This window comes from Methylobacterium sp. Leaf361, from assembly GCF_001424445.1.
In the GTDB taxonomy this organism is placed as follows: domain Bacteria; phylum Pseudomonadota; class Alphaproteobacteria; order Rhizobiales; family Beijerinckiaceae; genus Methylobacterium.
Genome location: NZ_LMPY01000019.1, coordinates 46,159 through 69,841, shown reverse-complemented (window position 1 = coordinate 69,841; position 23,683 = coordinate 46,159). Strand labels below are relative to the sequence as shown.

At 69.5% G+C, this 23,683-nt stretch carries 20 protein-coding genes, 1 tRNA gene and 2 pseudogenes; 15 read left to right on the top strand and 8 right to left on the bottom strand.

Annotated features, from left to right (window positions below):
* Positions 1 to 17 precede the first annotated feature (17 nt).
* The 8 genes from ASG32_RS14865 to ASG32_RS14830 all read left to right on the top strand — a co-directional run bounded on the left by ASG32_RS14865 (position 18) and on the right by ASG32_RS14830 (position 10,126).
* Positions 18 to 1,394 (top strand): PepSY domain-containing protein, encoded by a 1,377-nt coding sequence (locus ASG32_RS14865; protein ID WP_056527434.1) that lies wholly within the window; start codon positions 18 to 20, stop codon positions 1,392 to 1,394.
* A gap of 76 nt (positions 1,395 to 1,470) precedes the next feature.
* The gene (locus ASG32_RS14860) at positions 1,471 to 1,812 is read left to right on the top strand and encodes a DUF2946 family protein (RefSeq protein WP_056527431.1); all 342 of its coding nucleotides are present in this window, start codon (positions 1,471 to 1,473) and stop codon (positions 1,810 to 1,812) included.
* Between the two features lie 56 nt (positions 1,813 to 1,868).
* Positions 1,869 to 4,178: a TonB-dependent receptor gene (locus tag ASG32_RS14855; RefSeq protein ID WP_056527428.1), complete on the top strand. Its 2,310-nt coding sequence runs from the start codon at positions 1,869 to 1,871 to the stop codon at positions 4,176 to 4,178.
* 123 nt (positions 4,179 to 4,301) lie between these two features.
* Positions 4,302 to 5,279: an ABC transporter substrate-binding protein gene (locus tag ASG32_RS14850; protein ID WP_056527425.1), complete on the top strand. Its 978-nt coding sequence runs from the start codon at positions 4,302 to 4,304 to the stop codon at positions 5,277 to 5,279.
* Positions 5,276 to 7,342, top strand: a complete 2,067-nt coding sequence (locus tag ASG32_RS14845) for an ATP-binding protein (RefSeq protein ID WP_056527422.1) — start codon at positions 5,276 to 5,278, stop codon at positions 7,340 to 7,342. Before ASG32_RS14850 ends, ASG32_RS14845 begins: the two co-directional genes overlap by 4 nt.
* The gene (locus tag ASG32_RS14840; RefSeq protein ID WP_020096377.1) at positions 7,339 to 7,737 is read left to right on the top strand and encodes a response regulator; all 399 of its coding nucleotides are present in this window, start codon (positions 7,339 to 7,341) and stop codon (positions 7,735 to 7,737) included. The genes ASG32_RS14845 and ASG32_RS14840 overlap by 4 nt, the downstream gene beginning before the upstream one ends.
* Positions 7,734 to 8,999, top strand: coding sequence for an adenylate/guanylate cyclase domain-containing protein (locus tag ASG32_RS14835; RefSeq protein WP_056527420.1), 1,266 nt, complete (start codon positions 7,734 to 7,736; stop codon positions 8,997 to 8,999). Before ASG32_RS14840 ends, ASG32_RS14835 begins: the two co-directional genes overlap by 4 nt.
* Before the next feature lie 140 nt (positions 9,000 to 9,139).
* On the top strand, positions 9,140 to 10,126 hold the full coding sequence (locus tag ASG32_RS14830; RefSeq protein ID WP_056527417.1) for an ABC transporter substrate-binding protein: 987 nt from the start codon (positions 9,140 to 9,142) through the stop codon (positions 10,124 to 10,126).
* 63 nt (positions 10,127 to 10,189) lie between these two features.
* On the opposite strand, the gene ASG32_RS14825 is transcribed toward ASG32_RS14830, so the two are convergent.
* From ASG32_RS14825 to ASG32_RS14810, 4 genes and pseudogenes are all read right to left on the bottom strand, one after another.
* Positions 10,190 to 10,666 (bottom strand): YidB family protein, encoded by a 477-nt coding sequence (locus ASG32_RS14825; protein WP_056527413.1) that lies wholly within the window; start codon positions 10,664 to 10,666, stop codon positions 10,190 to 10,192.
* Between the two features lie 63 nt (positions 10,667 to 10,729).
* Complete coding sequence (locus tag ASG32_RS14820; protein WP_056527410.1) at positions 10,730 to 12,145, bottom strand: TAXI family TRAP transporter solute-binding subunit; 1,416 nt, start codon at positions 12,143 to 12,145, stop codon at positions 10,730 to 10,732.
* A gap of 53 nt (positions 12,146 to 12,198) precedes the next feature.
* Positions 12,199 to 12,378 (bottom strand): annotated as a pseudogene (locus ASG32_RS14815) (CsbD family protein); the annotation flags it as partial.
* A gap of 216 nt (positions 12,379 to 12,594) precedes the next feature.
* Positions 12,595 to 13,900, bottom strand: a pseudogene (locus ASG32_RS14810) (PAS domain S-box protein).
* Positions 13,901 to 14,013: 113 nt separating this feature from the next.
* On the opposite strand from ASG32_RS14810, the gene ASG32_RS14805 reads away from it, so the two are divergent.
* On the top strand, positions 14,014 to 14,790 hold the full coding sequence (locus ASG32_RS14805) for a sigma-70 family RNA polymerase sigma factor (RefSeq protein WP_244491961.1): 777 nt from the start codon (positions 14,014 to 14,016) through the stop codon (positions 14,788 to 14,790).
* Positions 14,791 to 14,879: 89 nt separating this feature from the next.
* Here ASG32_RS14805 and ASG32_RS32565 read toward each other — a convergent pair whose 3' ends face one another.
* Entirely contained in the window at positions 14,880 to 15,377 is a 498-nt protein-coding gene (locus ASG32_RS32565; protein ID WP_082557884.1) for a hypothetical protein, read from the bottom strand.
* 694 nt (positions 15,378 to 16,071) lie between these two features.
* Between ASG32_RS32565 and ASG32_RS14795 the strand changes: the two genes are divergently transcribed.
* Both ASG32_RS14795 and ASG32_RS35815 read left to right on the top strand, forming a co-directional pair.
* Complete coding sequence (locus tag ASG32_RS14795) at positions 16,072 to 17,028, top strand: class I SAM-dependent methyltransferase (protein ID WP_056527401.1); 957 nt, start codon at positions 16,072 to 16,074, stop codon at positions 17,026 to 17,028.
* A 350-nt stretch (positions 17,029 to 17,378) separates the two neighbouring features.
* A complete protein-coding gene (locus ASG32_RS35815; RefSeq protein WP_199866123.1) occupies positions 17,379 to 18,065 on the top strand; it encodes a hypothetical protein in 687 nt (228 codons plus the stop codon).
* 78 nt (positions 18,066 to 18,143) lie between these two features.
* Here the strand turns inward: ASG32_RS35815 and ASG32_RS14790 are convergent, their stop codons facing one another.
* Complete coding sequence (locus ASG32_RS14790) at positions 18,144 to 19,964, bottom strand: hypothetical protein (protein ID WP_157861975.1); 1,821 nt, start codon at positions 19,962 to 19,964, stop codon at positions 18,144 to 18,146.
* Between the two features lie 183 nt (positions 19,965 to 20,147).
* On the opposite strand from ASG32_RS14790, the gene ASG32_RS14785 reads away from it, so the two are divergent.
* Positions 20,148 to 20,375 carry a hypothetical protein gene (locus tag ASG32_RS14785; RefSeq protein ID WP_244491959.1) on the top strand — a complete coding sequence of 76 codons (228 nt, stop codon included), beginning with the start codon at positions 20,148 to 20,150 and terminating at the stop codon, positions 20,373 to 20,375.
* A gap of 55 nt (positions 20,376 to 20,430) precedes the next feature.
* Here ASG32_RS14785 and ASG32_RS14780 read toward each other — a convergent pair whose 3' ends face one another.
* Positions 20,431 to 20,628: a hypothetical protein gene (locus ASG32_RS14780; RefSeq protein ID WP_020096365.1), complete on the bottom strand. Its 198-nt coding sequence runs from the start codon at positions 20,626 to 20,628 to the stop codon at positions 20,431 to 20,433.
* 341 nt (positions 20,629 to 20,969) lie between these two features.
* On the opposite strand from ASG32_RS14780, the gene ASG32_RS34695 reads away from it, so the two are divergent.
* Complete coding sequence (locus ASG32_RS34695) at positions 20,970 to 21,110, top strand: hypothetical protein (RefSeq protein ID WP_020096364.1); 141 nt, start codon at positions 20,970 to 20,972, stop codon at positions 21,108 to 21,110.
* Positions 21,111 to 21,318: 208 nt separating this feature from the next.
* Here the strand turns inward: ASG32_RS34695 and ASG32_RS14775 are convergent.
* Positions 21,319 to 21,394 (bottom strand) — tRNA-Glu (locus ASG32_RS14775).
* A 103-nt stretch (positions 21,395 to 21,497) separates the two neighbouring features.
* Between ASG32_RS14775 and ASG32_RS14770 the strand changes: the two genes are divergently transcribed.
* Positions 21,498 to 22,502, top strand: coding sequence for an RluA family pseudouridine synthase (locus ASG32_RS14770; protein WP_199866122.1), 1,005 nt, complete (start codon positions 21,498 to 21,500; stop codon positions 22,500 to 22,502).
* A 237-nt stretch (positions 22,503 to 22,739) separates the two neighbouring features.
* A complete protein-coding gene (gene rpoH, locus ASG32_RS14765; protein ID WP_042672026.1) occupies positions 22,740 to 23,633 on the top strand; it encodes an RNA polymerase sigma factor RpoH in 894 nt (297 codons plus the stop codon).
* Positions 23,634 to 23,683: the final 50 nt, after the last annotated feature.

The following is a 23,683-nucleotide window of genomic DNA, read 5'->3' as shown; positions in this document are numbered from 1 at the left end:
GGCCCGGACCTCCCATCATGTCGATTGTTCTCCACGGCGACGCCCCCGCGTACGGGGCGTCCGCAACGCGGCGACTGTCCCGCGACGCCGTCTATCGGGCCGTCTGGCGGTGGCACTTCTACGCCGGCCTGCTCTGCCTGCCCTTCCTGATCAGCCTCTCGGCCACCGGCGCGCTCTACCTGTTCAAGGACGAGATCAACGGCAGCCTGTTCGCGTACCGGACCCGGGTCGCGCCGCAGGCGACGGCGCCGATCGGCCCGGACCGGCTGATCTTCAACGCGCTGCAGGCCGTGCCCGACGGCGCGCCCGTCACCTACATCGACCCGGCCGCGCCGGACGCCGCGGCGCGAGTGACGCTCGCTTCCGGCGACCGCCGGATCCACGTCTACCTGAACCCCTATACCGGCGACGTGCTCGACCGCGTCGACCGTGACCGCGAGTTCATGGCGGTGGTCCGCGGACTGCACAGCCTCGCCCTGGTCGGTCCCCTCGCGAACGCCGTCATCGAGATCGTCGCGGGTTTCGCGATCGTCCTGGTGTTGACCGGCGCGTATCTCTGGTGGCCCCGCGGCCGCGCGGGCGGCGTCGTCACGGTGCGCGGCGGCCCGCGCCGGCGCGTGTGGTGGCGCGACCTTCACGCCGTCACCGGGTTCGTGGCCGGCGGCGGGCTGCTCTTCCTGGCCCTCACGGGCCTGCCCTGGTCGATCTGGTGGGGGCAGGAACTGCGCGCGTGGTCGAACGCCGCCGGCCTCGGGCAACCGGCCGCGCTCTGGGCGAATCGGCCGGTCTCGACGGTGCCGCTGCGCGACCGGCTGGAGGATGCCGGGTGGACCCTGCAGGACGCGCCGGTGCCGCGCTCCGTGCCGGCCGCGGCCGCGAGCGTCGGGATCGACGACGCCGTTGCGATCCTTCGACATCTGGGGATGCCCCCCGGCTTCGAGCTGGCGCTGCCTGTCGGCGCGGACGGCGTCTACGCCGCCGCGATCTACCCGCGCGACGTCACGCGGCAGCGGGTCATCACCCTCGACCAGTATTCCGGCCGCCCGCTGGTGGACGTCCGTTTCACCGATCTCGGACCGGTCGGCCGGGCGATCCAGTACGGGATCGGCATCCACAAGGGCGAGCACTGGGGCCGCGCGAACCAGCTGGCGATGCTGGGCTTCTGCCTCGCCACATTCCTGCTCGCCGTCACCGCCGGGACGATGTGGTGGAAGCGGCGCCCGGCCGGCGGCCTCGGCGTGCCACCCTGGCCCGCGGATCGGCGGGTGGCCGCGACCGTGACCGCGATCATCCTCGGCCTCGGAGCGCTCTTCCCGCTGACCGGGCTCGCCATCGCCGCCATGGTCGGTCTCGACCTCGCCGCGGGCCGGCTCCGAAGACGGTGGGCGCGCTGAGCCGGTGCGGGCGGGCGCCGTGCCCGTGCACACGTCTCCGCGCCTGAGACGCGGGCGCCCGGGCCTCCCGGGCGCTGTGCTGATCGCGCTCGCGCTCTGGATCCAGGCGCTCGCGCCGGCCGTCGCGCTCCGGATGGCGCAGGGGGATCGGGGCGCGCTACCCGGCCAGATCCTGTGCGGGCACGCGCCGGGTCAGGCCGGTGACACGGCGGTCGGCCCGGGCGCGCCGGCACCGGGGTCCTGCGCCCTCTGCGGGCTGTGTCGCGCCGGTGCCGTCCCGCCGCTGCTCCCGCACGCGCCCGGCCTCGCGCGCCGCCTGCGCTGGACGGCGGTGGCGTGGCCGATCCCGCCCCCCGTCCGGACCGCGTCGGCCCCCGCCGTCATCGGCCAGCCCCGCGGGCCGCCCCGCTCCGCCTGATCGCCCGTCCTCCGGGCGGCGCCGCCGCTCGCCCCATCGATCAGACGAGACCTCCGATGACCTCCGACTCCCCCGTCCTGCGCGGCGGCGCCCTCGCGCTCCTGCTCGCCGGAAGCCCCCTCCCCGCCCTCGGCCAGGCCGCCGTCACCCTCGAGGAACTCTCCGTGGAGGGCGAGGCCGCGCCCGTTGCGGGCCGGCCCGCCGCGCCGGCCTTCGGCGTGGCGGCGCCGCCGGGCTCGGCGCCCGCGGTGATCGAGCACCCGGTCGGCGAGATCGTCACCGGCATCGGCCGAGACGACACGATCGCGAACCGGCCGGCGACCAGCATCGGCTCGGTCCTGGTGAACAGCCCCGGCGTGACGGTGCGGCAGGGGAACGGCGGCCGCGACGTGGTCATCTCGATCCGCGGCAACAACGCCCGCTCCACCGGCGTGATCAAGAACACCGTCGTCCTGGAGGACGGCTTCATCCTCACCCAGCCGGACGGGGCGTCGCGCTTCGACCTCACCGACCCCCGCGCCTACGGCCGGATCGACGTGTTCCGCGGGCCGCAATCGCCGCTCTTCGGCAACTACGCCACCGGGGGCGCCATCGCGTTCCGGACACGCACCGGGCGGGAGATCGACGGCTACGAGATCGGGGTGGATGCCGGCAGCTTCGGCTACCTCAGCAACTATTTCACCGTCGGCGGCGTCAGCGGCCCGTTCGAGATCAGTCTGTTCGCCAGCGATGTCCGCGCGAACGGCTACCAGGACCACGCGAGCTACGACACGCAGACCATCAACCTGCTCGCGAGCTACACCCCGACGCCGGACAACCGCTTCACCCTGAAGGTGATCAACAACACCCTCGACGCCAACCTGCCCGCCCGCGCGTCCCTGGCCCAGTACCGGATCAACCCGTACCAGCGCGGCTGCGCCGCGGCCGCGAGCGCGGCCCCGGGCTGCACCACCTTCAATCTGTTCCGGAACGGGGCGTTCGGCGCGACCGTGCCGGTGACGGCCGACGAGGGTGGCTTCGGGCGCAACGACCGCCGGACCATCGTGGCCGCCCGCTGGGAGCACGACCTCGACGCGTTCACCACGTGGCGCACGCAGCTCGGCTTCGACGAGCGCAACTTCGACCAGCCTTTCTACACGACCGCGTCGCGGGGCTCCTACCCGTCCTGGAACTTCCTGACCGACCTGACTCGGCGAGGCGACGTGTTCGGCCTGCCGACGACGGGCTACGTCGCGCTCGCCTACAACACGATCGACAATCACATCACCACCTTCAACCGGGCCCCCTACGTCGGCCCGCGCCTGGGGGCGCTGATCGGCGATCAGACGGCGGTGCAGTCCAATCTCGGCGGCCGGGCGCGGCTGGAGCTGGGCCTGTCGGACCAGTGGACCGGCATCCTCGGCCTGAGCGCCGAGACCACGGCGATCACCGGGCGCAACGTCGCCTACGCGTACGCGGAGAGCGGCACGACGCGGACGGTGGCGGACGCGAACCGGTCCTTCCTCAACGTCGCTCCCGAACTGGCCCTGGTCTACCGGCCGGACGCGGCCTGGGCGCTGCGCGGCCGGGTCGCCACCGGCTACACCACGCCGGCCGCCAGCAACCTGTTCATCACCCCGGCCGGGCTGCCCGGCAACAACACGCAGCTCCGGACGCAGGAGAACCTCGGCTTCGATCTCGGCGCCGAGTGGAGCCCGGTGACCGATCTCCGCCTGAGCGTGACCGGGTTCTACGAGTTCTTCCGCAACGAGCTGGTCTCGCAATCGCCGGGGGCTGGCCTCCTCGCCTACACGTTCAACGCGCCGGCCTCGGAGCATCGCGGCATCGAGGTCGGCGCCGACTGGGCCTTCGCGCCCGGCTGGCGCGGGACGCTGGCCTACACGTTCGACGACCAGATCTACACCCGCTACACCGAGCAGCTCAGCGCCGGCAGCCTGAGCCGGTCCTTCGACCGGGCCGGGAACCGGATCCCCGGGGTTCCGGCCCACCAGCTCCTCGCCCGCCTCGGCTACGACGTGCCGAGCGGCCCGCTCGCGGGTCTCGGCGCCTTCGTGGAGACGGTCGTCCAGGGCGATTTCTACCTCGACAACGCCAACCTGCTGAAGGCGCCCGGCTACGCGGTGGTCAACGCCAACCTGCACTACGCCACGGAGCTGACGGGCGGCTACGCGAAGCGGCTGAGCCTGTACGTCGAGGTGCGCAACCTGTTCGACACGACCTACGTCGCGTCCGCGCAGAATCTCGCCAACAGCATCAGCGGCACGACCGGACTCCAGAACGGCGCCGCCGTGCTGGCGACCACCACGGGATCGGTCTTCGCGGGTGCTCCGCGAAACATCGTCGGCGGCATGCGGCTGGCATTTTGATAACAGCGCGGCGGCTCGCGCGTGGTGTCGCAGTCGCGCGTGCACTATGCTTCGGCAGTCGATCGCAGGGCGGGGCCTGAGCGCGCGGCGGGGCCGTGGGCGGGGATGTGGCGCGATGGTCCGATGAGGCGGCGAACCGTACTCGCTGGGTTGCCCCTGGCGCTCGCCGGGTGGCCGCGCACCGTGCTGGCGCAGGGTCAGGCCCATGTCGCGGCCCTCTGGCCGTTCGCGGAGGGCGATCCCGAGGGCCGGGTGCTGGCGGAATCGTTCCATGCCGGCCTGCGCGACCACGGTCATCCCGATCAGCGGGTCGACGATCGCTGGACCGGGGCCGACCGCGAGCGCACGCGTCTCCTCGCGACCGAACTGGTGGCCGCACAGCCGCAAGTAATCTTCGCCTACCTCAGCGCGCAGCTCACGGCCGTGGCGGCTCTGACGAAGCAGATCCCGATCGTGTTCGTCGGCGCCTCGAACCCGGTCCGCTTCGGTTACGTGGAGAGTCTCCAGCGCCCGGGCGGCAACATCACCGGCTTCACGCTCTACGAGGCGCCGCTGGGCGGGAAATGGGTGGCGGCTCTCAAGGAGGCTGTTCCGAGCCTCAGGCACGTCACGCTCCTGTCCAATCCGAGCACCGAGATCCGCGGCGAGAACCTCTACGCCGAGCCGTTCCGCGCCACCGCGGCCGCGCTCGGGATCGAGCCGGTGGTGGTGAAGATCGACAAGGCGGCCGAGATCGAGCCCGTGATCGCCGCGCTCGCGCGGCGGGGCGACGGGGGCCTGATCGTCGCCCCCGGCACATTCAGCGAGGCCAACGGCGACCACATCGTCGCGCTCACCACGAGTCTCCGGGTCCCCGCGGTCTTCGCGATCCGGCGTTTCGCCTACCGAGGCGGCCTGATGTCGTACGGACCGGATCCGGTGGAGACGGTCCGTCGGGCCGCTGCCTATGTCGGCCGCATCCTGCGCGGCGAGAACCCCGCGACCCTGCCGGTCCAGGCGCCCACGAAGTTCGACTTCATCGTGAATCTCAAGACGGCCCGCAGCATGGGCGTGACGATCTCGTCGGCGCTCCTCGCCCAGGCGGACGAGATCGTCGAATGACGGCGCCGCGCCCGACAGCCTCCCCGCCGGCCGCGACAGCGCCGCCGCGCTGGTTCCGCCTGCCGCTCGCGGGGAAGTTCGCGGTGGCCTTCGTGGGCCTCGTCAGCCTCGTGCTGCTCATCAACGGCGCCGTCGACCTGACGCTGAACTACCAGGACGCCAAGCGGACCGCGATCGAGACGCAGCGCACCAAGGCGCGCGCCGCCGCCGAGCGCGTCGACGCCTTCCTGTCCTCGATCGAGGGCCAGATCGGCTGGACGACGCGCGCCGAGTGGCGGCGCGTCTCCCCCGAGCAGCAGCGCTACGACTTCATCCGCCTGCTGCGCCAGGCGCCGGCCATCACGGAGGTGGCCTACCTCGATCCGGCCGGCAAGGAGCAGCTGCGCGTCTCCCGACTGGAGCCGGACTCCGTCGCCAGCGGCAAGGATTTCTCGACCTCGCCGCGCTTCACCCAGGCGCTCGCCCAGAAGACGTGGTTCGGCCCGGTCTATTTCCGGCGCGGGTCCGAGCCGTACATGACCGTCTCGGTGGCCCATGCCGGCCGCGACCCGGGCGTGACCGTCGCGGAAGTCAATCTCAAGCTGATCTGGGACGTGGTCAACGCGATCAACGTCGGCGAGCACGGCTACGCCTTCGTGACGACCGCGACCGGTCGTCTGATCGCGCACCCGGACCTCAGTCTCGTCCTGCGCGACACCGACCTCTCCGGCCTGCCCGAGGTCGCGGCGGCTCTGCCCGGCTCCCGCATGGCGGGTCAGGACTACGAGATCACGACCGGCCTCGACGGCGGCTGGGTGCTGGCGGCCCACGCCACCATCCCGCGGGTCGACTGGATCGTCTTCGTGCAGGAATCGCTGCGCGACGCCATGGGGCCGGCGCTCGAATCCGTGATCCAGACCACCTCGCTGATGGGTCTCGGCGTCCTGCTGGCGGCCGTGGCGGGCACCTTCCTGGCGCGGCGCATGGTCGTGCCCATCCGCGAGCTCGAGGACGGGGCGGAGCGGTTCGGCGCGGGCGACCTGTCCGAGCGGATCGTGATCCGCACCGGCGACGAGATCGAGACCCTCGCCCACCGGTTCAACACGATGGCGAGCCGGGTCCAGGATTCCTACGAGACGCTCGAGGCCAAGGTGGAGGAGCGGACCCGCGACCTCAACCGATCGCTCGACGATCTCCAGCGGGCGCAGAGCCGGCTCGTCCAGTCCGAGAAGCTCGCCTCGCTGGGGCAGCTCACCGCCGGCATCGCCCACGAGATCAAGAATCCGCTGAACTTCGTCAACAACTTCGCGTCGCTCTCGAACGAGCTGGTGGACGAGCTGCGGGAGGTGCTCGAACCGACCAGCCTCGACCCGGACACGCGCGCGGAGGTCGAGGAACTCGCCGGCCTGCTCAAGGGCAATCTCGAGAAGGTCGTCCAGCACGGCAAGCGCGCGGACTCGATCGTCAAGAACATGCTGCTCCACTCGCGCACCGGGTCCGGCGAGCATCGCCCGGTCGAGGTCAACGCGCTGGTCGAGGAGAGCCTGAATCTTGCCTATCACGGGGCCCGTGCGGCGAAACCCGGCTTCAACGTGACCCTCGTGCGCGATTACGATCCGGCGGCCGGCCTCGCGGACCTGTACCCTCAGGAGATCACGCGGGTCCTGCTAAACCTGATGTCGAACGGATTCTACGCCACCGAGAAGCGGGCCGCCGACGGCGAACCCGGCTATGCACCCACGCTCTCGGTCGCCACCCGGGACCGGGGCGACGGCGTCGAGATCCGGGTGCGCGACAACGGCACCGGCATCCCGGACAGCGTCAAGGCCAAGATGTTCGACCCGTTCTTCACCACCAAGCCGGCCGGCGAGGGAACGGGGCTCGGCCTGTCGCTGAGCCACGACATCCTCGTCAAGCAGCACGGCGGAACGGTTGACGTCGCCACGGAACCGGGTGCCTTCACGGAATTCATCATCACCCTGCCGCGGCAGAGCGTTACGCCGGACGCGCCGCCTCGGCCACCGACCGTGGCGGCGACCGAGCCGGCGACCGAGGCGGCGACCGACACTGAGAGCCAGCCATGAACGTCCTGATCCTCGTCGTCGATGACGAACCCGACGTGACAGACCTGTTCCGGCAGCAGTTTCGCCGCGAGCTGCGCGCCGGACGCTTCGCAATGGCCTTCGCGCACTCGGCCGCGGAGGCCCTGGAGCGGATCAACGGCTCGAACGAGCCGAGCCTGATCCTGATGCTGTCGGACATCAACATGCCCGGGATGACCGGCCTCGAATTGCTGCCCCTGGTGCGCGCGGCCCGGCCCGACGTGCCGGTGATCATGATCACGGCCTACGGCGACGCCGAGACGCGCGAGAAGGTCCGCGCCGCCGGCGCCGTGGGCCTGATCACCAAGCCGATCGACTTCGCCGTTCTGAAGGCCGAGATCGATCGCCGTCTGTCCGCCTTCGCGGGGACCGAATGACGCCCGGCGCCCCGAGCGCCAAGATCCTCGTCGTCGACGACGAGCCGGATCTCGAGGCGCTGATCACCCAGAAGTTCCGCCGCCAGATCCGGCAGGGCCTCGTCACGTTCCTGTTCGCCCACGACGGGCAGGAGGCGCTGGACCGCCTGGCCGAGAGCCGCGACGTCGATCTGGTCGTCTCCGACATCAACATGCCGCGGATGGACGGGCTGACCCTGCTCGCCAAGCTGCAGGAGCTGGCCGAACGCCCCTCGATCATCATCGTCTCGGCCTACGGCGACATGGCGAACATCCGCACGGCGATGAACCGGGGCGCCTTCGACTTCCTGACGAAGCCGATCGACTTCGCCGACCTCGAGACGACGATCGAGCGGACGCTGCGCCACGTCGAGGACCTGCGCGAGGGGCGGCGGCGGCAATCGCTCGCCGAGCGGGCCCACGCCTCCCTGGCCCGGTACTTCTCGCCGAACCTCGCCGAGCGGCTCGCGGGGGACGCGTCGGGCCTCGAGCTCGGCGGCCACCGCCGCGACGTGGCCTCCCTGTTCACCGACATCGCGGGCTTCACCGGCCTGGTGGAGAGCCTCGATCCCGCGCAGCTCGCCGAGATCCTCAACGGCTACTTCGCCGAGATGACCGACGTGGTCTTCGCCCACGAGGGGACGGTGGCCAAGATCGTCGGCGACGCCCTGCACGTCCTGTTCGGCGCGCCGGGGGATCAGCCGGACCACGCGGCGCGGGCGGTGGCCTGCGCCCTCGCCCTGGACGAGGCGGCCGAGGGCTTCCGCAATCGCTGGCGCGAGCGGGGAATCGAGATCGGCGTGACGCGGATCGGCGTCCATGCCGGCCCGGCGATCGTGGGCAATTTCGGCGGCGGCCGCTACTTCGACTACACGGCCTACGGCGACACCATCAACACGGCCGCCCGTCTGGAGAACGCCAACAAGGCCTTCGGCACGCGGATCTGCGTCAGCGACGCCGTCGTGATCCGCGCCGGACAGTTCCGCGGCCGCCCCCTCGGCGACCTCCTCCTGCGCGGCAAGCAGACGGCCCTGCGCGCCTACGAACCCCTGACGGAAGCGGCCTACGGCGACGCGCTGCTCGCCCAGTACCAGGACGCCTACGCCAAGCTCGATACCGGGGAGGCCGGCGCGCTGGCCGCCTTCGCGGCCCTGGTCGGTCTGCGCCCCGACGACGGGGTGGCGGCCTTCCACCTGAAGCGGCTGCTGAACGGCGGCAGCGGCAGTCGGGTCGAGGTCCGCTGAGTCGCGCGCGCGCCCGGCTTCCCCGTCGCCCGCCCCGATAGCCCCGCCTTAAGGCAGCGCCTATTACCGTCCGAGGGCGTGCGATCGGAATCCCTCCCGATCGGCGATGCTCGGAACGGGTTCGGACGGGAGACCGGCGGATGAGACGGCGCGACGTCATCGCGGCCCTCGGCGGCGCGGCCGCGTGGCCGGCCCTCGCCGCCGCGCCGGCGAAGGGTCAGCGTCGCCTGGGGATCCTGCTGGTCTACGGCGAGGCGCATCCCGACAGTCCCGTCATCGTCGAGACGCTGAAGGAGAGCCTGAGGCGGGCCGGCTGGATCTGGGGTGAGAACCTGACGGTCGACCTGCAGTACGGCAACGGCGACGCCGAGCGGATGCGCGTCCAGGCGGAGGAGATCGTCGCCCGCGCGCCCGACGTGGTGCTCGCGCAGGGCGTCGTCGGCGCGACCGCGCTCCAGCGAGCGACCACGACGGTTCCGATCGTCTTCATGATGCTTCAGGACCCGGTCGGCGGCGGCTTCGTGACGAACCTGTCGCGGCCCGGCGGGAACCTCACCGGCTTCACCAACTTCGACTTCGTCCTCGTCGGCAAGTGGCTGCAGCTCCTGAAGGAACTCAGCCCCGGCGTGACGCGGGCGCTCGCCCTCATCAACCCCGATTACCGGGCGCGCTTGGCGGGCTACACGGCCGAGATGGCCCGGATCGGCCCGGCACTCGGGATCGATGCCCGGATCGCGGGCGTGCACGACGCGGCCGAGATCGAGGCGGCGATCGCCGGCTTCGCCGCACAACCGGAGGGCGGCCTCATCGCGCTGCCGGACGCGGTGACCGGGGTGTACGGCCAGCTGATCGTCGATCTGGCGGCGACCCACCGCCTGCCGGCCGTGTACGCCTACGCGGCGCCGGTCCATCTCGGCGGCCTCGCCGCCTACACGACCAGCGTCGAGCAGGACGTGCAGCGGGCGGCGGGCTACATCGATCGGATCCTGCGCGGCGCGGTGGTCGGCGACCTGCCGGTGCAGGCGAGCGAGCGCTTCATCACCCTGCTCAACCTGACGACGGCCGCCTCCCTGGGATTGACCATCTCGCCCTCGCTGATGGCGAAGGTGGACGAGCTGGTCGAGTAGCGGCCGCCGGAACCGGTGCCGGTCGTCGCGGCGGCACCGCCGCGACGACCGCGATGGAGCGGATCAGCTGAAAGCCGGCAGGCGTCCGTCGGGCGAGTAGCGGTCGATGGCCGAGGGCAGGTCGCGCGAGAGGCGCGCCAGCAGCTCGGCCTTGCTCAGGCCGGTGCGCTGCTCCAGGGCCGCCAGCGTGTCCGGTCCGATGGCGCGCTCCAGATCCGCGGTCGGGATGTCGCGGTTCGGCCCGTGATTGATCCAGGACTGGGCCGTCTCGGCGTGACCGCCCTTGGTGAAATGGTCGACCAGTTCGGTCAGGCCCCCGGCGATGAGGCCGCCGACGCCGCCCGCGCTGGCGCCGCCGAGGAGCCGATCCAGGTTCGCCGGGATGGTCGAACCCGTCGCGGGCGGGACCTGCGGCGCCGGCGACCGGGACGCGTCCTTGGCGTGGCCGCCGAGCCACTCGGCGATCCGGTCGCGGTTCTGGTAACCGGCCACGGCCAGCAGGCCTAGCAGGGCGGTCATCGAAGGGTATCCCTTGCTCATCGCGTCGTCCTCTTGAGGCGGGCCCTCGGCCCGGGTGGTACGGCGGTCATCCGCCGCAATGGGTCAGGCCCCGCTCGGGCCCGCGTCGCTCGCGACCGTCCGGCCAGCTAACGCGGACCCATCCTCCGCGCTCCGGCCGGTCGTGATGGCGCGCTTGACGGTCGATCGGGCGGCGTCGATGGCGATCGCCGCGGCCGACATGGTCCGCGCCTCGGTCGGTCGCTCGAGGGCGTGCTTGGCGATATCGCCCGCGAGATCGTCGATCTCCCGGGCGAGGCTCTCGAGACGCGCCGGGTCGGTCGTCTCCTGCGCCTCCTGGCGGATCCTCAGCAGGCGGTCCGTCGCTTCCTCGACGCGCTCCCGGCGCAGGCGCGACAGGCGCTGGCCGATCCAGGCGAGCGCGGAGCCGATACCGCCGCCGAGGAAGGCGAGCAGGTAGATCCAGGTCTCGTAGCGCTCGATGAAGCTCTGCTGCTCGCGCTCGTAATAGTCGACGGCGCCGGGATGGATCGGCAGCCGGGCGCTCGTCGCGCCGACGGTCCCGTCATAGGCGGGCGCCTGAAAATAGTCGGCCGCGGGCGTGACGTTGGCCATGGCGCTGCGCAGCTCGAACAGGTGCTGGGTGACGTCGGCCGCCACCGACCGGGCGAGGTTCGCGCGCGCCATCAAGCGGTACGAGGCGCCGACCGTGCGAACCTCCGCGTCGGGCACCTTGGGGCTGCCGCCGAAGGTCTCGGCCGGCATGGTGACGACCTGCAGCCGCGGCAGACGGGCAACGATCGCCTCGGCGTTCTCGACATCCACGAAGGAGATCTTGCGATCGCGGCTGGCCGCCTGGACGAGGCCGACGATCCGCTGCGCCGTCGGCGCGGTCGGCGCGATGACCGAGATCACCGCGTCGACCCGCTTCCGGGCGAAGGCCGCGCCCAGGTCGCTCTCGGCCATCTCGACCAGGGCGACGTGGCGCGGCGGCAGCGCGCCTGCCGGCTCGGTGGTCACCAGCGTCAGACCGTAATGCTCCAGCATGGCGCGGATGAGCGCCTCGTCGGCGTCCCTGTGGGCCAGGATCGCCAGGCGCTTGCGGTCGAGATCGGGGAAGCGGGCGATCCCGGCGGATTCCGGCGACGCGATGATCATCGCCTGGTCGCGCAGGATCGCCAGCGTCAGGCCGTTATCCGGAAGCTCCACATCCGGCCGCACGATCGCCAGATCGGCGCGGCCGTCGCCCAGCGCCTCGGCGCTGTCGCGCACGTCGTCGAAGGGCAGAATCTTGAGGCGGATCTCCTTGTGGCGCTTGGCCAGAGCGTCCGCGTAGGCCTGGATCAGGGCCGGCTCGGTTCCGTCCTTCGGGGCGACAGCGATCGTCAGGACGGTGGCCCGCGACGCCCAGTAGGCCACGCCCGCGCCGACGCTCAGCAGGATGGCCAGCATCAGGAAGACGAATTCCTGACGCAGGAAGAGGCTGGCGAAGCGCCGCATCGGCTCTGCTCTCGCGCATCGAGCGGCCAAGCCCGGCACCGTGCCGGGCAAGGGGCGACGGACTTGGCGCCGTCCTTGACGTCGCCGACGGTCTTCTGCGCCTCGCCCTTCAGCTCCTGCGCCTTGCCCTCGGCCACCAGCTTGTCGTTGCCAGTCGCCTTGCCGGCCGCCTGCTTGACGTTGCCAACCGCCTCGTTGGCCAGGCCCTTGATCTTGTCGGTCGTGCTGCTCATCGCGTGCGCTCCTTCACGGTCGTGGTGGTGGTCGTACTCGTCGGTCGAGAGGTCCGGTCGGGCGCGCGGCCCGCCGGGATAGACGGCGCCCGCATGCACGCGGGGGCCGAGGGGATCACCGGGTGACCGGAGAACGGTCCGTCGACGGTGAGATGGCGGTCAGATGATGGCGACGTCTGGTGGATCAATAGTTCCAAATTACCAGTATAATGAAATTCAGCCACCGGGTCCCTGGAGTGGAAATCCGTTCTCCCGGCCCCAAACAACCGCTTCGGTCCGCCGATGGACTCCGAGCTTCCGGTACAGTGCGGCGCCGTGATTGCGCACCGTGTTGCGCGACAGCCCGAGCTTGCGCGCGATCGCGTCGTCGCTGAGCCCTGAGCAGATCAGGTTGAGGATCTGGCGCTCGCGCACGGTCAGGTTCGGCGCCCCCGCGTCGCCGCCCTCCCGGCCAGGCCGGCGCAGGTTCGCCAGCTTCTCGATCAGCCCGCGGCTGAACCACGACGTGTCGGCCATCACCGTCTCGATCGCGTCGAACAGCTCCCGCTCGGAGTGCTTGCGCTCGGTGATGTCCTGCAGCACCAGAAGAAGGAAATCGGCGTCGTTGATCGTGATCCGCTCGGCCGAGACCAGGCAGTCGAGGTTCGCGCCACTCTCGTGGCGCAGGCAGACCTCGGTACCCAGCACGTAGCCCTCGCTCACCAGCCTCTTCTCGAAGGCTTCCCGCTGGGACGACGTCACCCACAGGCCGGCCTCCTCCAGCGAGCGGCCGACGACGCGGTCCTCGCCCAGGCCGAAGACCCGGCTGAACGCCTCGTTCACGCCCGTGACCTGGCCGTCCTCGGCCCGCACCAGCACGGTCGGGATCGGCGTCAGCCTGAACGCCTTGGCGAAGCGCTCCTCGCTCTGGCGCAGGGCGGCCTCGGCCTTCCGGCGCAGTTCCAGGTCCGCGAAGGTGAACAGCATGCAGGGCTCGTCGCCCATCTCGATCGGCTGCCCGGCGACGATCACGAAGCGGCTCCCGTTGGCGTTGAAGGTGCGCTCGAACCGCTCCTCGGCCTCGAACTGGTCGGAGACGTCCTTCAGGATCAGCGCGAGGCAGCTCGGGTTGCCGTCGCGGTCCGTGGCGACCAAGCCTCTGAGGGAGTGAACGAACTCGACACCGGGCCGGTCTGTCCGCGTGACCTCGACCACCACGTCGTGGAAGGTCTCGCCGGCGATCACGCGCTCGATCGGGTAGTTCTCCGGCTCGTGATTGTTGCGGTAGCGGAGGCAGAAGCGGTCGCGATAGGCGTCGACGGTGGGGCCGAGCTCGTCGAGGCTCTCGGCACCGTGCATCGCCAGGGCGGCCGCGTTGGCGTAGGCGATGGTCTGGTCGGGCTCGACCAGGATCACGCCCTCGCTCAGGCCGGGCGGCCGCGTTGGCGTAGGCGATGGTCTGGTCGGGCTCGACCAGGATCACGCCCTCGCTCAGGCCGGCGATGATCTGCCGGAGCTCATGCCTGTCGACACCCGCCGTCACGATCCGTCCGGTCCCCGCCGCCTCGACGCCGCGCCCCTCGCAGCGGGGCACAAACGGGTTGCGCGCAAGCAGGTTCCGCCCGATCCGCGATTTTCACTGGTATACCTGCATCATTGACGTCGTCGAGATCAACCAGAGATAAGTTCGCAGCCCTCCCGCGAGATGTCGTGCCCGTCGCGACGCTGTCTCCACCCCATCGAGCCCAGAGCTTCACCGTGAAGCCCGCTGTCGAAGAGCGCGATCCGGCCGGCGCGTCCGATCCCGTCATCTCGTATATCCAGGCGCAACTCGGTCATCGGCTGCGCCAGTACTATTCAGAAGTTGCACCGATCGAGATGAGCTCACGGCTGGCCGGCGTGCTGGGCCGCCTGTCCGCGGCCCTGGATGCCGCCGAGTCCGAACGGCAGGTTCCCGGTGCTTTCAAGGACGATCTGATCGCCCTGGTGCCGCGCCTGCGCCGCTACGCCCTGTCGCTGACGTTCGACGGCGTCGAGGCCGACGATCTCGTGCAGTTCACGCTGCTCAAGGCGTGGGAGCACCGGCAGCGCTTCCAGCCCGGCACGAGCCTGGTGGCCTGGCTGTTCACGATCTTGCGCAACGGCTTCATCAACGGACGACGCAAGCGACGCTTCGAGGTCCCCGATCCCGACGGCGCGCACGCCATCACCCTCTCCGAACCGGCCGCCCAGGAGCACAGCATGGGTCTGCAGGAGGTCCGGGCCGCGATCGACCGGCTCGACCCGGCCTATCGCGAGGCGCTGATCCTCGTGGCCGTCGACGGTCTTGCCTACGAGGCTGCGGCCTCCGTGATCGGGTGCCCGGCGGGCACGGTGAAGAGCCGGGTCAGCCGCGCCCGCGACCGCCTGCTTCACGAGCTGGGCGAGCGCTGACACACGCGCGACGCCGGTGGCGAGCGCAGGATGCTGGGCCATCGTCGCGAGCCAGCAATCGCGGGGACGCGAACGCGGCCCCCGATCGATCAGGCGGAGCGGCGGTCGGGCCGTGTCTGCGCGGGCGTCCGCTCGATGGGCAGGCGCGCGACCGAAGCCCCTCTGGCATCGCGCACGACCAGCACCCAGTCCTCCGCGTAGCCCTCGTCGGCGAGCTCCTGGACCATGTCCCGGATCACGCTCCGGGCGTCGTCGAGCGCCTGGTCGATGCTCGTTGCCTCGATGCCGATCTCGTCCTTGATGATCTCGCGACCGTGCTCGATGTCGAAGTAGAGGCGCCGCGGAACGAGCCGAAAGTCGCTGCGGTCGCCGCTCGTGAGCCTGTCGATGTCGAAGATCTTCGCCGGATCCTGCGAAGTCCGGGACCTCGCGACCTTCAGGAGCGCGAGTCCGCCACCCACCAGTACGGCGGCTGCACTGGCGACACAGGACGCGAGTATTACCGTGTAGAAGCCGAACGTTTGCCAGCCAAAGGCAAGCACAGCCAGTCCGCCGCACAGGGCGGCTAAGATGACAACCAGCGGCATCCCCCCGGCCCTCGATCGCGCGTTGGCTCTCCGATGTGGGGTATACGGCAAAACTCCGGTCCGCAAGAACGTCCTGACAATCGGTGCGCGTTCGACGGGACGGGCTGAAATTAACGCTACTCGAGCGACCGACGGATCGAGTATCCCGCGTGAAGAGCGAACACAGGGCGCCGAAATCCGTCTCGCGCGGTAGCTGGTCGATGGTCCATCCAGCGATCGGAACGCGGTCGAGCGCTCGGATCGCGAGATCTGGCGCACGCGGAGAGGCACAATCTCGTGAGCCTGCACGTGTCGACTGACGGGACCTCGCGCGCCACGCACCGCGCAGTCTGATCGAAAGCCTATCGGAACTCACCGGCGCCGCCGCCCGGACCCGTAATGGATGCGTCGCCGATGTCCCATGCCGTCGGCCATCCGGCGCGCCCAATCACAATGACAGCATCCCCGCGCAACCCGGCCATAAATCAACCCGGAGTTGTTATCAGCAATCTCATAATATAAGAATCCGATCTGAAACACTAACTTCTGCGCGAAATTTCTCAATTATACAGCGATTCGTCCACAGGCGGCTCCGCCGAAATCCTGACATGAATGTATTTCTCTCTCCGCTTGGCTTAGGATATCTCTGAACAGTGGAGATGCGCGATCACGCCTGTCGTTCTGTTGGGCTCGTGCGCGTTAACGGAGTGGGTTGGTGGACAACAGCGACGCGGCTCGCGCGACGACTATCGAGCAGCCCGACCTCCCACTCTCCGATCGGGTCGCGGCCATCGACGCCAAGCTCGACGATCTCTTGGGACGCATCTCGGCGCTGCAGACACACTGCTACTATGACTCGATCAATTGGAATAACTTTAAGGCTCGATTCGATCGATTCGTCCTCGAATGCGAGGATCGGCAGCGAGATATCTTGGAGACTTTGATCAGAGGAAGCGCGGTCGAAACAGTCGACTTGCGTGTCGCGACAGCGAACCCGCTTGCCGGCGACACGCCTGACCATCTGTTTCCGCGAGGCACAGCCGCTGACAACACGCGCTCGCCCCGCTTCGTCGCGGCGTGCGAAACCCATTTCGGTTTCCCCTTGCGTCACCTCGATATCGGTTCGGCCGGCGGAGGGCTCGTCTGGGATTTCACACGGCGCGGACATTTCTCGATCGGGATCGAGGGCTCGGACTGGTCGCGGAAAAAGCAGCGCGCCGAGTGGCGCACCATTCCGGACCGGCTGTTCACTGCCGACGTACGTTTCCCGTTTCGCGTCGAGGACGGCGCCGGCGCGGTCCAGCAGTTCGATCTGGTGACGGCCTGGGAATTGTTCGAGCACATACCGGAAACGGACCTGCCCACACTGCTGCATTCGATGCACCAGCACCTGAGACCGGGCGGAGTCGTGGTGGCCTCCATCGCGACCTTCGCGGATTGCGACGCGGCGGGTCACGAGTTTCACGCGACGATCCGCGATCGCACTTGGTGGGAGACCGCCTTCGCGGCGTCAGGACTTGACCCGGTCCAGAGCCCGTTCCAGCTTCGCGACTATCCGCGTGGCTCGGGCAATCCCCGCGCCTACGACTGGGACGCACACGCCAATCCGGAACTCGGCTTCCATATCGTAGCCAGACGTCAACCGGAAAACGCACCGCGGACAGGCGCGTAGATCACGTCTCGATCCGGTGATGGCTCGGCACCCACCAGCCTCGATGCGCGATGGGCTGCGGCGGACGCTTCGCAATACCGCGCCTCCACTCCATCGCGCATGGCGAGGATCGGATCCGGTCCCCCGCGAACGGTCAACGCTCGCGGCTGGAGCGAGCCACCGACACGCGGAGCTATCGACGTAGCGCGGAAGCCCGCGGAAGCTGCGGGGCCCAAGATCGATCTCGCGCCGCGAGCCAGCGACACATCTGACGCTGGGACTTTCGTGCCACCTCGAAATCGGTTCGCCGGGCTTGCGGCCTCACCCGCAATGGTAGACCGAGCACGAGCCCTGACGTGCTCGGATGGCCCATGAAGTTCCGATTGCCCCTCTCATCCAATCAGCGCCGCCCCCTGTTCGGCAACCCGCTCCCCGGCTTCGACCCGGCCTACTACCTTGATCGCAACCCCGATGTTCGCGAAGCCGGCCTGGATCCGCTGAAACACTTCCTCGAACATGGCTGGAAGGAAGGGCGTGACCCGAGCCCAGGTTTCAGCACGACAGGCTATCTGGCCGCGAACCCGGACGTTGCTGTCGCGGAACAGAATCCGCTGCTCCACTTTCTGCAGAACGGTCTTGCCGAAGGACGAAGCGGTTTCGCCCGCGCCGCCTTGTCGATGGGTGCGGTGACACAGACCGGATCTGCACCGGCTCACGGCACGCCCGCGTCGCCGGGAGGGCATGATCCCGTATCGCTGCAGGGCTTCATCGACGAGGCCGACCACAGCCGGATCCGCGGCTGGGCCTTCACGCCCTCCACCCCTCACTCACCGACCGTGATCGCCATCGTCGTCAATCAATCAACCGTGAATACGGTCATCGCGGGCAAATTTCGTCCGGATCTACGCGAGGCGGGTATCGGCAACGCGCATCACGGCTTCACATACGCGTTCTTTCCACCGCTGCGCAAAGACGTGGAGCAGACCATCGTGCTTCGCCGCAGTGCGGATGGCCAGGAACTGGCCCGGGCTGTCCTGCCTCCGGGGCGTCGGATCTGATCGACGGGTCTTCCCCGCTCGCAGGAAAGGAGCTTTGCGGCCGACTTCAGACCGCGATCATGGAAGCTGGCTTGGGCGTCAATCCTTGCATTCCAGATCGCCGGTGAGCAGAGGCTGGGCATTGGCGGTCGCCGGCACCGTCCCGTCCATGCTGTAGATGTAGATTTTCGGATCGGCGAAACCGATCCGTCCCTGCACGGATCGACCGGTCGCCCGGTCGAATCCTGTCAGGACCGTATCCTTGAACGGCAGGCAAGGAAGCGATGCGGTGATGTAGCCCGAGCCGCCGACCACCTTGACGTCGAGCCGGATGCCGAGGATCTCGCGACCGAATCGGCGGTAATCGGCCGTTGCCGAAACAGTCGCGGCGGCTGTACCACCGCGGGCGACGACGGGCGTGTAGACGGTTCGCGCGAGGTTCGTCGTAAAGCCCGTATTCCCGATGGGTTGGCCGCTGTCATCGGTAATATTGACGCCCGCACCATCTTCCCATTTCGGCGGCGCCTCACCGCTCTCGGTATTGTACTTGGCCACGACATTTCTGACGCTCGGCCGAGCGCCCCCGCGCGCGACCAGGCCGCCCGTGGCGGAGATCGTACCGAAGCGATTGGCCCGCGCGGCGGACGGCGACGTCCAGGCTCCGGCCTTCAGGTCGATCCCGATCCCGGTCCGTCCTTCGCGATCGGCGCGGATGAAGATGAACTCGTTGGTATCGGCGTTGCCGATCTCGAACCCTGTTCCCTCTTGGGTCAGCGTCAGAACGTTGATCCACTGACTCGAGTTGGTGTCGAGCCAAGGCGATCCAGGGCCGATACGGACGCCCTGCGCGCGCAGGCTCGCTCTGCCCTGCTGCGTCACGCGCAGCTTCCACTCGTTCTGCGACGTATCGAGGAACGAGGACGCGGCGTTGCCGGAGTTGGCAACGGTGATGGCTACGTCCCGCGTCCCACCGATGTCGGAAGGCCGGACAGTCAGGACATCGCCCAACACGTAATTCGATCCACCTTCCGTAACATCGATGGTGGACACGGACCCGTCCTTGACCGTGATCGTCGCTTTGGCGCCCTCTCCTGTGTCGATGCCGGCGCTGACCAGGGGAACACCGGAGTAGGTCCCGCTCCGGCCGCCGGAACCGGGTGTGAACGCCGCCCAGACGGATCCCGTGAGGAGGCCCTTGGCGAGGGGACCACGAGCCTCGTCGACATCGATATCGACGCCCGGACCGGTCGTGTCCCGCACCATGATGTCGATCCTGGAGTTCTTCAGCCCGCGCACGAGCAGTCCGGTCTTCGCTCGTCCATTCCCGTTCAGCGTCAGGTCCGAGAGCGTCACGGCGGTCACCGGTGTCTGGGGTGTCATGCTCCGAAGATCGAGCATCGCGACACCGAGCGCTCCGACCCATTTCAGCTCGGTTCCCGCGATGGAGAAGGCGCCTGCGCCCTGGCCGATGATCTTGATGCGGGACATGTTGGGCGCGCGCAGCGACGTCGCGCATCGGGCGACGCCGGGAGGCAGGACCAGGGTCCCGCCTCCGCGGGCGTCGAGGAAGGCCGACGCGGCGTTGATGGCGGGACACACGTCCGCGGACTCTGTCCACGCCTTGCCATCACCGTGGGCGGCAAAATCATCGTATGTCGCCAGGACGGCCCTGAACTTGGCGACGAGCGGGCTGTCGACCGGGTCCGCCAGCTGGTCGAGACTCACGACGTTGCCGCTCGGCAGGGTCGCCGCCGCATTCGCCTCGGATCGCGCGTCGCTCGAATTGCGCCACTGTCTGCCATTCTCGGCAGGACGAGGCCGCTCCGGTTCGTGCGTGGGAGGAACCGTTCGCGCATCCAGGGCCCATGCGCGAGCTGCATTCAGCGCGAGGCACAGGGCGATGAGGTGACCGCGGCGCATAGTCCAGATCCCGTTTCCCGAGTGTTTCCCGCGCGACGCCACGCGCCGCGTGGCGGGGCCCGCCTGTGCCAGGGCGGAGCCGTCCGTGATACGATGGCATACGACTGCGCGATGAGGACAGGGATGCGCGTGCGCGGCGTCGACAACCGAGAGCGTAGGCACTGGTTCTACGACAGCCGACTAATGGTCTTCGGCTTCTGCTTGACGGCGTTCGTCGCGATCTTCTGGCAGGTCAGCCGGTTCGAGGGCTTTCAGCCGATCTTCTCCTGCGCCCGCACGACGGACGTCGATCGTCAATTGTTGCGCCTGGGAATGGATGCCTGCATGGGCAACGCGCGCACCCAGTCGGATCGCGAGGGATGCATGCGGACCGTCCATCTGCTCGCTTGCATGAAGGAGCGCTGGCGCTGATCGACTGCGGCCGCGGCGCGAGAACCCGCAGCGGAGTTGCAGCGGACGCGATCACCTACAGCAGGCCGCTCGACGCGCCCCCGTTCAGCGAGCGGCTGGCGCGCGCGACCAGCTTCGCGAAGGCCAGAGCCGCCGCCGAGGCCTGCGTCCGGGAGGGAAACGACCGGTCGGATTCGGCCACCGTCATCTCGGTCTCGTCGAGGAGCACCCAGGTCCAGAGATGCTGTCCGGTGGCTTGGATCCTGAAATGCATCGCGAACTCGCAGGCTGAGGCATCGTGCGATCATGCCCGGCGGAAAGTCGCGCCGTGTTAATGGGTTGCGCCGCGCAACATCCTATGTCGGGGGGATCGCGTTCCATCCCCGATATCCCCGCCGATCACAGGCTGCGACGCTCGGCAGCGATCGATCGGAGATTCGCACGACGCGCTGAGCCGGCAATCCGATCGGCGCGAAGGCATCTTTTGATGAGGACAGCGACGGCGGATGTTGGTCGTAAGGCACCGTTGTCGCCGACCGCATCCACGGGGCCCCGAGCGCCCAGGGCGAGCAGCCTTCGGGCATGCGTTCGGCCGGAGATGCTTCCGCCTCGCTCATGGATCAGATCGCCCCCGCTCGTACCGGCCGCACCCGCAGGAGGCCTCATCCGGCCCTTGTCGTGGCGTCTGTCGCCCTCGCCATCGGCCTCTGGTTCGTCATCTACGCGGTGGCCGGACGCGCCATCTGGTTCTGGTGAGGCGGGACACCCGGCCCCGTCCCGCCGGAGCTTCCCAGCCCCCGGGAGGTCGCGACTGGGCCGGCGCAAACCATCGCCTGTAAAGAAGCTCAGCGGCTGGACGACGCGCGTGCCTCGAGGGCGCGGAGCGCCCACGGAACGAGCCGGGCTTTCCGCGCGATCAGGTTTCTTGGAGAAAGTTCGCAGATTCTGGTGACTGCCAGCGCGCTGGCGCTCCCAAGGGGAATCGAACCCCTGTTTTCGCCGTGAGAGGGCGACGTCCTAGACCGCTAGACGATGGGAGCTTTCCGGCGGCGCGGGGCTGCTATAGCCACCACTCGGCGGGGGAGCAAGTGCCTTCGTCAGGAAATCCGCCGCGGCGGGTCAGATCGGGGGCGGATAGCGGTCGTGGTGGACAACGTGCAGGACGAGCGGGCCGGGATCGTGGCCGAGGGAGGCGTGCGGCTCGACCGGGCGCTGGTCGCGCTGTTCCCGGATCTGTCCCGGGCCCGGCTGCAGGATCTGATCCGCACCGGCCAGGTTCAGCGGGACGGTCTCCCGGCGCTCGACCCGGCCGCCAAGGTCGCCGCGGGCGCGCGCATCGTGCTCACGGTGCCCCCGGCAGCCCCGGCGGAGCCGGTGGCCGAGGCCGCGGATCTGCCGATCGTCCACGAGGACGACGACCTGATCGTCATCGACAAGCCCGCCGGCCTCGTGGTCCATCCCGCCCCGGGCCACGAGAGCGGCACGCTGGTCAACGCCCTGATCGCCCATTGCGGGGCCAGCCTGTCGGGCATCGGCGGCGTCCGCCGGCCCGGCATCGTCCACCGCCTCGACAAGGACACGAGCGGCCTGATCGTCGTCGCCAAGAACGACGTGGCCCACCAGGGCCTCACCGCCCAGTTCGCCGATCACGGCCGGTCCGGACCGCTGGAACGCGCCTACGCCGCCGTGGTCTGGGGCCTGCCCCAGCCGCGGGCCGGGACGATCCAGGCCAGCCTCGCGCGGTCGCGCTTCCACCGGGAGAAGATCGCCGTCGTCTCGGACGCGAGCGGGCGCCACGCCGTGACCCACTACGCGGTGGCCGAGGCGTATCGCGAGGCCGCCCTCGTGCGCTGCCGCCTGGAGACGGGCCGCACCCACCAGATCCGCGTGCATCTCACCCATCGCGGACACCCCCTGCTCGGGGACACGGTCTACGGCGGCGCCTTCCGGACAAAGGCGGCCCGCCTGACGCCGGAGGCCCGCGCCGCCCTCGCGGCGCTCGGGCGCCAGGCACTCCACGCGGAACTGCTCGGCTTCAGCCACCCGCGGACCGGCGCGACGCTGCGGTTCGAGAGCCCGCTACCGCCCGATATGGCCGCGCTGGTGCAGGCCCTGAGGGCGGAAGAGGACGGGCCGCCGCGCCCGTAACCGCCGCGTCGCGGCGTGCGAAAGATCACGCCGTACCGCGTCACATCGTGACATGGTACGACCAAAATCGCCGGTGGCGCGTTGTTGACGACGTGGGTGTCATCGACCGCGACCGGCTCCCCGGCGTCCCGTACGAGATGGGGGGCCGGCAGGGTCGGCTCAAGAGCGGCCCGAGTGGACGGCACTGTTGTCCGTCGCGTCCGCCCGACAGGGGGACATAAGGTCCAGGAGAATGCCATGGCCGGTACGCTGCCCGTGCTCGCCAACGAAGGTGGCCTCTCGCGCTACCTCGACGAGATTCGCAAGTTCCCGATGCTGGAGCCGTCGGAAGAGTTCACGCTGGCGAAGGCCTGGCGCGACGCCGGCGATCGCGAGGCCGCGCATCGCCTCGTGACGTCGCACCTGCGCCTCGTCGCCAAGATCGCCATGGGCTACCGCGGCTACGGCCTGCCGATCGGCGAAGTCGTGTCGGAGGGCAATGTCGGCCTCATGCAGGCGGTCAAGCGCTTCGATCCCGACAAGGGCTTCCGTCTGGCCACCTACGCGATGTGGTGGATCAAGGCGGCGATCCAGGAATACATCCTGCGCTCGTGGTCGCTCGTGAAGATGGGCACGACCGCGAACCAGAAGAAGCTGTTCTTCAACCTGCGCAAGGCGAAGGGCAAGATCTCGGCCCTCGACGAGGGTGACCTCAAGCCCGATCAGGTGAAGCAGATCGCCACCCGTCTCGGCGTGCCCGAACAGGACGTGATCGACATGAACCGGCGCCTGTCCGGCGACACGTCGCTCAACGCGCCCCTGCGCGAGGAGGGCGAGGGCGAGTGGCAGGACTGGCTCGTGGACAACAGCCCGAGCCAGGAGACCGTGCTGGCGCGGGAGCAGGAGGGTCAGAACCGCCTCTCCGCGCTCAAGGACGCTCTCGGTGTGCTCAATCCGCGCGAGCGCCGCATCTTCGAGGCCCGGCGCCTCGCCGAGGACCCGATCACCCTGGAGGACCTCTCCGGCGAGTTCGGCGTGTCTCGCGAACGCGTCCGGCAGATCGAGGTCCGCGCCTTCGAGAAGGTGCAAGAAGCGGTCAAGCGCAACATCGCGAGCCGCGAGCTGCCCCGGACCGGCATCGAGGCCCGCTGAGCCGCGCGCCCGGCGCGCGACGCGCCGGGCCCGCCGGTTCGGGTCAGGGC

What these genes read in the sequence shown, in the direction of transcription:
- ASG32_RS14865 (WP_056527434.1), top strand. Translation starts at nt 18, where the DNA reads ATGTCGATTGTTCTCCACGGCGACGCCCCCGCGTACGGGGCGTCCGCA.
- ASG32_RS14855 (WP_056527428.1), top strand. Translation starts at nt 1,869, where the DNA reads ATGACCTCCGACTCCCCCGTCCTGCGCGGCGGCGCCCTCGCGCTCCTG.
- ASG32_RS14850 (WP_056527425.1), top strand. Translation starts at nt 4,302, where the DNA reads ATGAGGCGGCGAACCGTACTCGCTGGGTTGCCCCTGGCGCTCGCCGGG.
- ASG32_RS14845 (WP_056527422.1), top strand. Translation starts at nt 5,276, where the DNA reads ATGACGGCGCCGCGCCCGACAGCCTCCCCGCCGGCCGCGACAGCGCCG.
- ASG32_RS14840 (WP_020096377.1), top strand. Translation starts at nt 7,339, where the DNA reads ATGAACGTCCTGATCCTCGTCGTCGATGACGAACCCGACGTGACAGAC.
- ASG32_RS14835 (WP_056527420.1), top strand. Translation starts at nt 7,734, where the DNA reads ATGACGCCCGGCGCCCCGAGCGCCAAGATCCTCGTCGTCGACGACGAG.
- ASG32_RS14830 (WP_056527417.1), top strand. Translation starts at nt 9,140, where the DNA reads ATGAGACGGCGCGACGTCATCGCGGCCCTCGGCGGCGCGGCCGCGTGG.
- ASG32_RS14825 (WP_056527413.1), bottom strand. Translation starts at nt 10,666, where the DNA reads ATGAGCAAGGGATACCCTTCGATGACCGCCCTGCTAGGCCTGCTGGCC.
- ASG32_RS14820 (WP_056527410.1), bottom strand. Translation starts at nt 12,145, where the DNA reads ATGCGGCGCTTCGCCAGCCTCTTCCTGCGTCAGGAATTCGTCTTCCTG.
- ASG32_RS32565 (WP_082557884.1), bottom strand. Translation starts at nt 15,377, where the DNA reads ATGCCGCTGGTTGTCATCTTAGCCGCCCTGTGCGGCGGACTGGCTGTG.
- ASG32_RS35815 (WP_199866123.1), top strand. Translation starts at nt 17,379, where the DNA reads ATGAAGTTCCGATTGCCCCTCTCATCCAATCAGCGCCGCCCCCTGTTC.
- ASG32_RS14790 (WP_157861975.1), bottom strand. Translation starts at nt 19,964, where the DNA reads ATGCGCCGCGGTCACCTCATCGCCCTGTGCCTCGCGCTGAATGCAGCT.
- ASG32_RS14785 (WP_244491959.1), top strand. Translation starts at nt 20,148, where the DNA reads ATGGTCTTCGGCTTCTGCTTGACGGCGTTCGTCGCGATCTTCTGGCAG.
- ASG32_RS14780 (WP_020096365.1), bottom strand. Translation starts at nt 20,628, where the DNA reads ATGCATTTCAGGATCCAAGCCACCGGACAGCATCTCTGGACCTGGGTG.
- ASG32_RS34695 (WP_020096364.1), top strand. Translation starts at nt 20,970, where the DNA reads ATGGATCAGATCGCCCCCGCTCGTACCGGCCGCACCCGCAGGAGGCCT.
- rpoH (WP_042672026.1), top strand. Translation starts at nt 22,740, where the DNA reads ATGGCCGGTACGCTGCCCGTGCTCGCCAACGAAGGTGGCCTCTCGCGC.